This is a genomic window from Pseudomonas sp. UYIF39, assembly GCF_029963765.1.
Taxonomy (GTDB): Bacteria; Pseudomonadota; Gammaproteobacteria; order Pseudomonadales; family Pseudomonadaceae; genus Aquipseudomonas.
Window position 1 is genome coordinate 172,303 of the sequence record NZ_JALBYU010000008.1, and the last position, 11,808, is coordinate 184,110.

Annotated in this window: 12 protein-coding genes; 6 read left to right on the plus strand and 6 right to left on the minus strand. The window is 59.1% G+C overall.

Annotated features, from left to right (window positions below):
* Positions 1-25: 25 nt before the first annotated feature.
* Entirely contained in the window at positions 26-937 is a 912-nt protein-coding gene (locus tag MO767_RS13495; protein WP_282480884.1) for an EamA family transporter, read from the plus strand.
* 81 nt (positions 938-1,018) lie between these two features.
* On the opposite strand, the gene MO767_RS13500 is transcribed toward MO767_RS13495, so the two are convergent.
* On the minus strand, positions 1,019-1,732 hold the full coding sequence (locus tag MO767_RS13500) for a FadR/GntR family transcriptional regulator (RefSeq protein ID WP_282480885.1): 714 nt from the start codon (positions 1,730-1,732) through the stop codon (positions 1,019-1,021).
* A gap of 281 nt (positions 1,733-2,013) precedes the next feature.
* On the opposite strand from MO767_RS13500, the gene MO767_RS13505 reads away from it, so the two are divergent.
* Together MO767_RS13505 and gudD are read left to right on the plus strand one after the other, a co-directional pair.
* Positions 2,014-3,360: an MFS transporter gene (locus MO767_RS13505; RefSeq protein ID WP_282480886.1), complete on the plus strand. Its 1,347-nt coding sequence runs from the start codon at positions 2,014-2,016 to the stop codon at positions 3,358-3,360.
* 24 nt (positions 3,361-3,384) lie between these two features.
* Positions 3,385-4,728 carry a glucarate dehydratase gene (gudD, locus tag MO767_RS13510; RefSeq protein ID WP_282480887.1) on the plus strand — a complete coding sequence of 448 codons (1,344 nt, stop codon included), beginning with the start codon at positions 3,385-3,387 and terminating at the stop codon, positions 4,726-4,728.
* A 49-nt stretch (positions 4,729-4,777) separates the two neighbouring features.
* Here gudD and MO767_RS13515 read toward each other — a convergent pair whose 3' ends face one another.
* Positions 4,778-5,653: a LysR family transcriptional regulator gene (locus MO767_RS13515; protein ID WP_282480888.1), complete on the minus strand. Its 876-nt coding sequence runs from the start codon at positions 5,651-5,653 to the stop codon at positions 4,778-4,780.
* 160 nt (positions 5,654-5,813) lie between these two features.
* On the opposite strand from MO767_RS13515, the gene ampC reads away from it, so the two are divergent.
* Entirely contained in the window at positions 5,814-6,956 is a 1,143-nt protein-coding gene (ampC, locus tag MO767_RS13520) for a class C beta-lactamase (protein WP_282480889.1), read from the plus strand.
* A gap of 241 nt (positions 6,957-7,197) precedes the next feature.
* Here ampC and MO767_RS13525 read toward each other — a convergent pair whose 3' ends face one another.
* A complete protein-coding gene (locus tag MO767_RS13525) occupies positions 7,198-7,566 on the minus strand; it encodes a DUF6124 family protein (RefSeq protein WP_282480890.1) in 369 nt (122 codons plus the stop codon).
* A gap of 375 nt (positions 7,567-7,941) precedes the next feature.
* Positions 7,942-8,514, minus strand: a complete 573-nt coding sequence (locus MO767_RS13530; protein ID WP_282480988.1) for a DUF4174 domain-containing protein — start codon at positions 8,512-8,514, stop codon at positions 7,942-7,944.
* 180 nt (positions 8,515-8,694) lie between these two features.
* Here MO767_RS13530 and MO767_RS13535 point away from each other — a divergent pair, with 180 nt between their 5' ends.
* Complete coding sequence (locus MO767_RS13535; RefSeq protein WP_282480891.1) at positions 8,695-9,063, plus strand: VOC family protein; 369 nt, start codon at positions 8,695-8,697, stop codon at positions 9,061-9,063.
* Between the two features lie 65 nt (positions 9,064-9,128).
* Here MO767_RS13535 and MO767_RS13540 read toward each other — a convergent pair whose 3' ends face one another.
* Positions 9,129-9,914: a sulfite exporter TauE/SafE family protein gene (locus MO767_RS13540; RefSeq protein ID WP_282480892.1), complete on the minus strand. Its 786-nt coding sequence runs from the start codon at positions 9,912-9,914 to the stop codon at positions 9,129-9,131.
* 102 nt (positions 9,915-10,016) lie between these two features.
* Positions 10,017-10,766, minus strand: a complete 750-nt coding sequence (locus MO767_RS13545) for a hypothetical protein (RefSeq protein ID WP_282480893.1) — start codon at positions 10,764-10,766, stop codon at positions 10,017-10,019.
* Between the two features lie 202 nt (positions 10,767-10,968).
* Here MO767_RS13545 and MO767_RS13550 point away from each other — a divergent pair, with 202 nt between their 5' ends.
* A complete protein-coding gene (locus tag MO767_RS13550) occupies positions 10,969-11,790 on the plus strand; it encodes an aldo/keto reductase (protein ID WP_282480894.1) in 822 nt (273 codons plus the stop codon).
* Positions 11,791-11,808 lie beyond the last annotated feature (18 nt).

Genomic DNA, 11,808 nt, shown 5'->3' on the forward strand with positions numbered 1-11,808 from the left:
TGCATCCGCCTACAGGTGCCCGATCATGAAGCCAATCACGCCCTCCAGCGGGTCTCCCGTCAAAATCATCCTGGCCATGGCATTTGTTGTCGGCTGCTGGGGATACTCACCGACCGGCATTCACATCGGTTTGCAGGCCTATGAGCCTGGTCATCTGGCCTTGCTGCGGTTTCTGCTGGCGTCGGCATTCATGGCGGTGGTCGCAGTGTTCCGAGGCATCAGCCTGCCGAACAGGCGTGACCTGCCACTGCTGTTCACGCTCGGTTTCTTTGCCGTGAGCCTGCACCATGTCGTGCTGAACTTCGGCCAGCAAAGTGTCAGCGCCGGCGCCTCCAGCGTGTTGGCGCAATCAACGCCGCTGTTCAGCACGTTGCTGGCGCGTTTCGTGTTCAAGGACCGGGTGAGCGTGTGGCGCTGGGGCTGCGTTCTTCTGGGGTTGATCGGTGTGGTGATTGTGGTGGCCGGGGATCACGGGCTGGGGAGCATCGACGCCCATGGATTGCTGATTTTGTTGGCGGCGGTGTCGTGGAGTTTTTACTTTGCCTTGCAGAAGCATCACTCCCGGCGCTACGACGGGCTGACGCTGGTGTGTTACACGGTGTGGTTCGGGACGCTGCTGCTTTTGGTTTATCTCCCGGGGCTGGTGAGCCAGGTCATTACCGCTCCAATTGAAGTGCAGCTTGCGGTCATCGGGTTGGGCATTTTCCCAAGTGCCCTTGCGTATCTCGCCTGGGCCTATGTGCTCTCTCATGTGGATTTGAGCCGCGCGACGATGACGCTGTATCTGATCCCGCCGACCGCCATGGCAATTGCCTCTTTTGCGCTGGGCGAGCGGCCGACATTGATGATCGTTGGGGGAGCACTGGTGGTGCTGGTCAGCGTGCTGGCCTTGAATCTGGAGCGCAGGCAGGTCGTTGCTCAAGTCACCGGGGCCTGATCCAGACCGGCGCCCATGCGACTGACGCCCACAAAAAACCCGGCGCACTGGCCGGGTTCTGTTCGAGTAGCCAAATGGTGGTCAGCGATCGGCCGAAAACCGGTCGCGACTGTTGGTCAGGTGCAGCCACATGGCCGCCCGCGCCGCATCCGGATCCTGACGTTTGATGGCGTTGAGAATCGCCTCGTGCTCAAGGTTGGCCAGTTGCCCGAGCTTGCTCAAGTCCACTGCGCCGCGCTCGGCGGCATTGACCCGGGTGCGCGGGATCATGGCGCTGCCCAGGTGCTGCATGATTTCGGTGAAGCACACGTTGCCGGTGGCTTCGGCGATCAGCAAGTGGAAGCGCTTGTCGGCTTCGACGCAGCTGTCGTTGTTGGCCAGCAGGCTTTGATAGTCGTTTAGCGATTCGCGCATCTGCGCCAATTGATGCTCCGTGCGACGGGTTGCAGCCAGTGCGGCGGCCTGGGTTTCCAGGCCCATGCGCAACTCCAGAATGCTGCGCACCCCCAGCGCGGTATCGACGTTCAACCGCAGCCCCTGCTCCGGTGCTCGCTCGATCACAAAGGTGCCGATGCCGTGGCGGGTTTCCACGAGACCTGACGCCTGCAACTTCGAGATCGCCTCGCGCACCACCGTGCGACTGACCCCGTGCTCCTGAACAATCGTGTTCTCCGACGGCAGCTTGTCCCCAGGCAGCATCTGGCCGAGCAAGATGCTCTGGGTCAGTTTGGCGACCAGGTCATGGGCCAGGTTGTGGGTGCGCTTGCGGGCAGGCGCGTCGAGGTCTTCTTGCATGGCGATCATCCGGAAGCAGGGCTAGCGGAATCGTAGCACTGCGCTGGACGGGAATCTCAGGAAAACGCCGCATAGCTTGTATGACAACACTCAACAAATAGCGTATTCGAGACCATTACAAAGGTCATGTATCACCGAAAAAGAATAATAAATGCTCAATAAAGCGCCATTTTGTTGAGCAACCACTCTTGCGGGATGAAAAAACGTAGTTGTATGATGTCTATCAACATCGCAACACCCAGCCACACCCCGCATAAAAATAATCAGTGGGAGATAACGCAGTGAATACATCCATATCCGGGATGAGCGATGGCGCCGATTCGGTCCTGAAGTCCGCCATCTCCAAAGTGAAACGCCATGTTCTGCCGCTGTTCGTGATCATGTTCATCGTCAACTACATCGACCGCGTGAACATCGGCTTCGTCCGCGCCCACATGGAGCATGACCTGGGCATCGGCGCTGCCGCCTACGGCCTCGGCGCCGGTCTGTTCTTCATCGGTTACGCGTTGTTTGAAGTCCCCTCCAACATCCTCCTGCAAAAAGTCGGCGCGCGAATCTGGCTGACCCGCATCATGTTGACCTGGGGCCTGGTCGCCGGTTGCATGGCCTTCATCCAGAACGAAACCCACTTCTACATCCTGCGATTTCTGCTGGGCGTGGCCGAAGCAGGTTTCTTCCCCGGAGTGATTTACTACTTCACCCGCTGGCTACCTGGCGTTGAGCGCGGCAAGGCGATTGCCATCTTCCTCAGCGGTTCGGCGATTGCTTCGCTGATCTCCGGCCCGTTGTCCGGGTTACTGCTGCAAATCAGCGGTTTCGGCCTGCACGGCTGGCAATGGATGTACTTCATTGAAGGGATGTTCTCGGTGGGTCTGTGCGTGTTCGTCTGGTTCTGGCTGGACTCCAAACCCCACGACGCCAAATGGCTGAGTCGAGAAGAGCAGGACGCGCTGGTCAAAGCCATCGACGACGAACAACTGGCTCGCGAAGCCGCGACGCCAATCAAACCGTCGTTGGGCAAGCTGCTCAAGGATCGCCAGATCATCCTGTTCTGCCTGATCTATTTCTTCATCCAATTGACCATCTACGCCGCGACCTTCTGGCTGCCGAGCATCATCAAAAAGATGGGCGACCTGAGCGATATTCAAGTCGGGCTGTTCAACTCGATCCCGTGGTTGCTGTCGATCATCGGCATGTACGCCTTCGCTTCGCTGTCGGCCAAATGGAAGCATCAGCAAGCCTGGGTCGCCGCTGCCCTGCTGATCGCGGCGGCCGGGATGTTCATGTCCACCACCGGCGGGCCGATCTTCGCTTTCGTCGCCATCTGCTTTGCTGCGTTGGGTTTCAAATCGGCGTCGTCGCTGTTCTGGCCGATTCCTCAGGCGTATCTGGATGCACGGATCGCTGCCGGCGTGATCGCGCTGATCAACTCAGTGGGCAACCTCGGTGGCTTCGTCGCGCCGACCACGTTCGGCCTGCTGGAAGAGCGCACCGGCTCGATTCAGGGCGGGCTGTACGGCTTGGCTGCGACCTCGATCATCGCCGCAATCATCGTCTTCGCCGCACGCAACAAACCGAAATCCGCACCTACCATTGCACTGGCCAAACCAGCGTCCAACCACGCCTGAACATCTGTTTTGAAGGACATGACAATGAACACACAAGAAACCGCCAAAGCCCCGATCATCACCAGCATGCAGGTTGTTCCGGTGGCCGGCCACGATGGCATGTTGCTCAACCTGAGCGGTGCTCACGGGCCGTTTTTCACCCGCAACATCTTGATCCTCAAAGACAACGCCGGTCACACCGGCGTCGGTGAAGTACCGGGCGGCGAGCGCATTCGCCAGACCCTCGAAGATGCGCGCAGCCTGGTGGTTGGCAGCCCGATTGGCACTTATCAGAAGATCCTCAATCAAGTGCGCCAGACCTTCGCCGATCGCGATGCCGGCGGTCGCGGGTTACAGACGTTCGATTTGCGCATCACCATCCACGCCGTCACCGGCCTGGAAGCCGCCCTGCTTGATCTCCTGGGTCAGCACCTTGACGTGCCGGTGGCCGCCCTGCTCGGCGAAGGCCAGCAGCGTGATGAAGTGAAGATGCTGGGTTACCTGTTTTATGTCGGTGATCGCAGCGAAACCGACCTGGCCTACCGCAGCGAACCGGACGCCGACAACGACTGGTTCCGCGTACGTCACGAAAAAGCCATGACCGCCGACGCCGTGGTCCGCTTGGCCGAAGCCGCCCACGCCCGCTACGGCTTCAAGGACTTCAAACTCAAGGGCGGCGTGCTCAGTGGCGATGACGAAATCGAAGCCGTCACCGCCCTGGCCGAACGCTTCCCCGATGCGCGCATCACCCTCGATCCGAATGGCGCGTGGTCACTCAAGGAAGCCATTCGCCTGTGCCGGGATCAGCATCACGTCCTGGCTTACGCCGAAGACCCGTGCGGCGCGGAAAACGGTTATTCCGGACGGGAAGTCATGGCGGAATTCCGTCGTGCCACGGGTCTGAAAACCGCCACCAACATGATCGCCACCGACTGGCGGGAAATGGGCCACGCGATCCAGTTGCAATCAGTGGACATTCCCTTGGCCGACCCGCACTTCTGGACCATGCAGGGCTCGGTCCGCGTGGCGCAGATGTGCCATGAGTGGGGCCTGACCTGGGGTTCGCATTCCAACAACCACTTCGATATTTCCCTGGCGATGTTCACCCACGTCGCGGCCGCCGCGCCGGGTGAAATCACCGCCATCGACACCCACTGGATCTGGCAGGACGGCCAGCGCCTGACCCAAGCGCCGCTGCAAATCGTCGGCGGCTGCGTGCAGGTGCCGAAGAAAGCCGGGTTGGGCGTCGAACTGGACATGGATCAGCTGGCCAAGGCCCATGAGTTGTACAAAGGCATGGGACTGGGCGCGCGGGATGACAGCGTGGCGATGCAGTTTCTGATTCCGGGTTGGAAATTCGATAACAAGCGGCCGTGTCTGGTGCGCTAGGTCTATCGGAACACCGCAATCCTGTAGGAGCCAAGCTTGCTCCGGGCTCCTACAGGTGTGCCGCTTGCAGCAGCCAACTCTTGAACGCCGCCATCGCCGACGTTTCAGGGCGCGACTGCAAACGGGTCAGCCAGTAACTGCCGGTGGTGATCCCGATGGCGAACGGTTGCTCGATTGCACCCGCCGCCAGTTGCCGGGCGAACATCAGCGGCGGCGCCAATGCCACCCCCGCCCCTTGCAGCGCTGCCTCCATCATCGCCAGTGACGAGTCGAAGACGATGCTTCGTGGCTGCGCTGTGTGGGTCGAGAGGCCCGTGGCCTGAAACCATTCGGGCCACTCGTCCGCGCGATAGGAACGCAACAGCGTTTGCTGCAACAGGTCTGTCGGTGTTCTCAGTTGCCGGGCAATCTCGGGAACACACAACACCGACAATGGCGCCTCGATCAACCGCACGGCTTCAATGCCATGCCACGCCCCGGCACCAAATCGTATGGCGTAATCCAGCCCTTCGGCGGCCACGTCCACGCGGTTGTTGTTGGTCGACAGGCGTAAATCTATGAACGGATGTTTCGCCTGGAAGTCGGTCAACCGTGGCAACAACCAGCCTACCGCGAACGTCCCCACCGCGCCGACCGTCAATACCTCACGAAAATGTCCGCCCTCGAATCGCTCAAGGGTGCGCGCAATACGGTCGAAAGACTCGCGCAACACCGGCAGCAGGGTTTCGCCCTCGCTGGTCAGCATCAGCCCGCGGGGCAAGCGCTTGAACAGGGTGACGCCAAGTTGAGACTCAAGGCTTTTGACCTGATGACTCACTGCCGCCTGCGTGACACACAACTCAACGGCCGCCCGGGTGAAACTCAAATGCCGGGCGGAGGCCTCGAAGGCGCGCAATGCATTGAGCGGTAATTGAGGCCGGATCATGCCCACTCCCAAATTTTTCTAATGGCTCGTCCGAAATATCATCGGTTGTCGAACCTCGACAGACTGCATAGATTTGGCTCGCCCATCAGCAACCCGGATTGAAAAGCCGCTCGGAGTGTAGCGGTTAACACCCTTGAAACTCATGGAAAGTGAATCAATCATGCATAACAAACTCGCGTCCTACAGCGCTATCGTACTTTTCCTCAGCGCCGGTCATTGCGTTGCTGATGACCGCATTGAAGCCATCGTGAAGGCCGCCATCGAACCGGTGATGCAGCAACAGCAGATTCCCGGTGTCGCGATCGCAATCACCGTCAACGGCCAGCCACATTACTTTAACTACGGCGTGGCCTCGAAGGAAAACGGCAAAGCCGTCACCGAAGACACTCTGTTCGAGATCGGTTCGGTGAGCAAAACCTTCACCGCGACCCTCGCCGCCTACGCTCAGGCCACCGGCAAACTGTCCTTGTCGGACAAGGCCAGCAGCGTGCTGCCGGAGCTGCGTGGCAGCGCGTTCGACACCATCAGCGTGCTGCAACTGGGTACCTACAGCGCCGGTGGCCTGCCGCTGCAATTCCCCGACGCCGCCGATGCACCGGACAAGATGCTCGGCTATTTCAAGCAGTGGAAACCGACTTTTGCCGCAGGCACCCATCGGCAGTATTCGAACCCGAGCCTGGGATTGTTCGGCTACCTCGCCGCCCAAAGCATGGGCGCTCCGTTTGATGACGTGATGGAAAATACCCTGCTGCCGAAACTCGGGCTGAAACACACTTACCTCAAGGTGCCGCAAGCTCAAATGGGGCTTTACGCTCAGGGTTACAACAAGGAAGACAAACCTGTGCGGGTTGGGCCAGGGGCACTGGACTCGGAGGCTTATGGGGTGAAAACCAGCGCGGCGGACATGATTCGGTATGTTGAGGCAAACATGAAGCCGGCCAGCCTCGAAGGCTTGATGCAACGGGCAATCGCCACGACGCATACCGGTTACTACAAGGTGGGCGAGATGACTCAGGGGCTGGGTTGGGAGTTCTACCATTACCCGGTCTCCCTCGACACATTGCTGGCGGGTAACTCGACGCAGATGGCGATGGAGGCTCACGAAGTCCAGTGGCTGACCCCGGCGCAACCTCAACCAGAAAACGTATTGATCAATAAAACCGGCTCAACAAGCGGTTTTGGTGCTTACGTGGCGTACGTGCCGTCGAAAGACATCGGCATCGTGATCCTGGCCAACAAAAACTACCCGAATCCTGAGCGGATCAAGATTGCTCATACGATATTGAGTGCTCTGAGCAAGTAGCCGAGAAGCACAAATTTCGTAGCAGCTGCCGAGCCTGCGAGGCTGCGTTCGGCTTGGGCCGCGTTCGGACGCAGCGGTCGTGATCTGTCAAGTGAGGTTTTCCTGAAAGACCTCGGTTGCAGGTTTTACGACGGCTTCGCCGCCGAACGCAGCCTCGCAGGCTCGGCAGCTGCTACAGATCTCTAGCAGGCAAAAAAATGGGCGACCCCTTGAGGTCGCCCATTGTCGTTACTGCGTCAGCTCAATGCCGAGTCGGCGGCTGAGCGTCAGGTGCATCGCTTCTCGGATCAAGATTTTCCCGTGCCTGATTCACCAACAACTCGGTGACCGCCGCCAATTGCTGAATCGACAGCAGCACCTTGCGGTTCGAGCCTTCCAGTTTCCCGGCAAAATTCGCAATCAGGACATTCATGGAGGCAAGGTTTTCGCAGGCCTGATTCAGCAGGGTTAGTGTGTCGACACCAGGAGCAACAGTGAAAATCTGCTGGGTCGTTGCGGTACGCATGGGGCTTCGGGTGACTGCGCCTTTTGCGGTTTCACACGGCTTTGCGGGATCGAGATGATCGGCGTCGGTTTGGGTTTGCGGTTGATGCTTGCTGAACTTTTTCACAGACGAGGCTCCTTTTTGTGCCATTGGTGTTTTCGTCCCTTGGATCCCTCAGTGTCGCGGACTCCCACGTCCGACCGCGATTTCGCGGTGGCTGACGAAGGCTAGCGGTGCTCTCTGACAGAAACCAGTTCATAAAGACCGACAGGACTTGCAGGAAACTTCCGAGACCAATAGAAGCCAGTACATCTCACGCCGAAACACCCGATTTTTTAGCAGCTGCCGAGCAAAAAAAATGGGCGACCTCTTGAGGACGCCCATTTTTCATTGTTGTAATTGAATGGACTCGCCCAAGCCGAGGCGTCTGTGCGCCACGGTGGCATTCTTATAGAAGCCAACGACAGCGAGGGCGAGGCCATTCAATTACAAAAACTGCGTTTAATCATCCGGCATTTCAGGCGGCTTGGTGGGTTTCGCCGGTTTGCCTGGTTTTGCCCCCTTGGCGCCCTTTGCCCCATTGACCGGTTCTGCAGCTTCAACAGGCGTCGCGACCGTCGCCGCTGCGGCTTCTTTTTCGGTCGCTGGCAGTGCGTCGATCGTGTCGAAAATTTTCTTCAAATCGACCGATTTTGATTCATCCCCCGAACTCTCAAACTTCTTCTCGCCGTCCTTGCCCACCAGGATGACTTTGGGCAACGCCCCCGCACCGAGTTTCAGCGAGCGGATCAGCGCCATCGTGTCCTGTTGGCCGAGATCCTTGCCGTCAAGCTGACCGAACATGTTCAGCACGCTGTACACCCTGATATTGCGCTGGGCGACACCCTCCTTGTTGGCCGCATCGCCCAGCGACTTTTTCAGGCCCACCCAAACCGGGTCAGCGGTGCTTGGAGCAATGACAATCAGTGGCCGGGCCCTGCCCTTGTCTATATCCAGCGGTGAGCCGTCATCGGCAGCGAGCAAGGGGCCGGCGAAAGCCAGCAGAGTAGTCAGGGTCAATGACCTGATGAGCATGCGCATCTCCTTTTGATATCCACGCTCTAATGATTGCGCATCGCGGCGTTCGTTCCGGGTGACGCACCGCAATTGTGTCTCGCCTTGCCCCAAGCTTAGGTCAGGGCGGTCATTGCGCAACAGCCTGAGCTAATCTCATCGCTGAACAACAACGCCCTGATCCGCCGTGAGGACCGCTGCATGAGCGCTCAGTTGAACCACACCATCGTCTGGTGCCGCGACAAGCAAATATCAGCCAACTATCTGGCAGACATCCTCGGCCTGCACAGCCCCGAACCCTTCGGCCCGATGCTGATCGTCAAGCTCGACAACGGTGTGTCGCTGGACTTCTACGACAATGACCCGCCGATTGCCTCCCAGCATTACGCGTTTTTGATCGGTGACGACGATTTCGATGCGACCTTCGCCCGCCTGCAAGCCCGAAAGCAACCCTGGTGGGCCGACCCCGGCAAACAACGACCGAACGAGATCAATACTTACGGCACAGGTCGGCGGGTGTATTTCGATGACCCGGACGGGCATCTGCTGGAAATTCTGACCCAACCCTAAGCCGCGCCCGCAGCTCACTGAGCATCAGCGGCAGATTTTTGGGGTTGTTTCTGGAACGGACGGAATCAGAAGGCCAGTTTGTACCCGATCAGCACCAGCATCGTGGCCAGGCAAGGTCGTAGCACTTCATCGGAGATGCGGCCCGTCAGGTGGCTGCCCAGGTAAATCCCCGGCAGCGAACCGACCAGCAAGTAACCCAGCACGTGCCAATCCATGTTGCCCATGCTCGCATGGCCGAGACCGGCCACCAGGGTCAGCGGTACGGCGTGCGCGATTTCCGTGCCCACCAGGCGGCGGGTCGGCAGCAGCGGATAGAGAATGAACAACGCGACGGTGCCCAGGGCGCCAGCACCGATGGAGGTCAGGGCAACCATGGTGCCGAGGACCAGGCCGGTGATCACGGTCAGCGCATTCAAGCGGTTGCCGCTGGGGTTGTAATGACCGCCCGCGCGTTTATGGGCGAAATCGAGCAGGCGTTTCTTGAAGAAAATTGCCAGCGCCGTGGCAAACAGGACAAAACCCAAGGCCTGTTTGATGACCGCGTTCATCGCCTCGGGCGATGTTTGCAAGGTGCTCAGGAACCACAGCGTCAGCACCACCGCCGGCACACTGCCAAGGGTCAGCCAACCAGTAATGGCCCAGTCGATGTTCTTGTTCTTTCTGTGAACCAGCACACCGCTGGACTTGGTAATCGCCGCGTACAGCAAATCCGTCCCCACTGCGGTGGCCGGATTGACGCCGAACCATAACAGAATGGGAGTCATCAACGAGCCGCCACCGACACCGGTCATCCCGACAATAAAGCCGACTACCAGACCTGCCACGACTAAACCGAAATTACCGAATTCCATTAACACGCCCACAAGAAACGCATGAAAAATCTGGCTCGCAGCATAGCGATTTTTCTTATAACCAGTTATATCGATGCGAACTATCGTTATGCACTTCCTTGCTTACTGAACCGGCAAGAAATTCAAAAACAGCAAACTCTGCGCGTAATTCAAACCGATCCGGCGGTAGCGCTCGTCCAGCATCTGCGTCAGCAGGTCCAGCCGCGCGACGATCTTGCCGAACTCCACGGCAAAACTCAGGTTGCTGCCCTCCTCCGAGATTTCGTTGGAAAACAGCAAAGGCTCGCCGTGCTTATTTTGCCGCTGGCTGAGTATCCAGGTGGCTATTTCGATGTTGCGGGCAGCGTTGCTGACGAACGTCGGGTTGATCGCATCCGTCATGTAGAACTCGAGCCGATTGCCGTGGGCAGTGACGAGCATGCTGCCGATGGCATAGATGAAGGCACCGACGCGGTCGCCGAGAAACTCCGGGCTCATGGCAAAACGCAGCGCTGCCAGGTCTTTTTTGCCCCCCAGGGTCGGCAGCGGCTGTTGCTGTTCGATGGCCATGCGCACTTGCTTGCCAGCGGTGCGGGCGTCGAGGAAGCCGGATTTTTTCAACTCGTCCGGGTTGCGCAAGTAGAGCTTGCTCATCAGCAGGTAGAGGCTGTCGAGGTTGTCGCGCATCGCCAGGGTCGCCATGCGGTCGACGCTGGTCTGGAGGAATTCCTGGGGTGTGCCTTCGCGGAACTGGTTGACGATGTCGCTGCCCTGCTGCTGGCTGCACCCGGAGGCGGCGAGCATCGACAAGCAGGCCAACAGCAGGCAACGGCGGCGGATTTGTGTGGTGGTGAGGGGTAAAACTCGAGCCATGGGTTATTGAACTTGGGCATGGGCCGGCGGTGGGGATTCGCCGCAGGCTGGCCAAGGATAGAGCCGTAAATCCTGGAAAAGTGCAGTGCCGACGGTCCGTAAGTTGGCAACCCGGGACACCTCCTTTCTGGTGCTCGACGGAACCACCGGGCTATTCTGCTGCCCACTGAAGTATCGATCGAAATTCATAAAGGAGGTTTGGATGCGGACCCTCGAACTGGCCGGCGTCAACGTACCGGTCATCGGCCAAGGCACCTGGCGCATGGGCGAAGACCGTTCCCGGCACACCCAGGAAGTGGCGGCATTACGCCTGGGCATCGAACTCGGCATGACCCTCATCGACACTGCTGAAATGTACGGCGAGGGCGGCGCTGAGGAAGTGGTCGGTGAAGCCATCGCCGGCAGGCGTGACGAAGTGTTTCTGGTCAGCAAGGTGTACCCGCACAACGCCAGCCGCAAAGGCATCCCCCAAGCGTGCGAACGCAGTCTGCGACGTCTGGATACCGATTACATCGATCTCTACCTGCTGCACTGGCGCGGCCAGTACCCCCTCGAAGAAACGGTCGAAGCCTTCGAACGCCTGCGCGAAGAAGGCAAGATCGGTCGCTGGGGCGTCTCCAATTTTGATGTCGAGGACCTGGAGGAACTGGCCTCAACGGCCTGTGCCACCAATCAGGTGCTCTACAACCTGGAAGAACGCGGCGTCGAGTTTGATCTGTTGCCCTGGAGCCACCAGCATCAAATGCCAGTCATGGCCTACTGTCCGATCGGTCAGGGTGGGCCTATGCTGAACCATGCAACGCTCAAGCAAATAGCCGCCCGTCACCGTGTGACGCCGGCCCAGGTAGCGCTGGCATGGATGCTGCGTAAGGAAGGTGTGATCGCCATCCCCAAAGCGGTCCGACCCGAGCACGTGCAACTGAACGCGCAAGCCGCGCAATTGCAACTGGAGGCTGGGGATCTGGAGGCGCTGGACCAGGCGTTTCGCGCGCCACAACGCAAACAGCGGTTGGCCATGGTCTGAGCCATCGCAGTCTGTCAG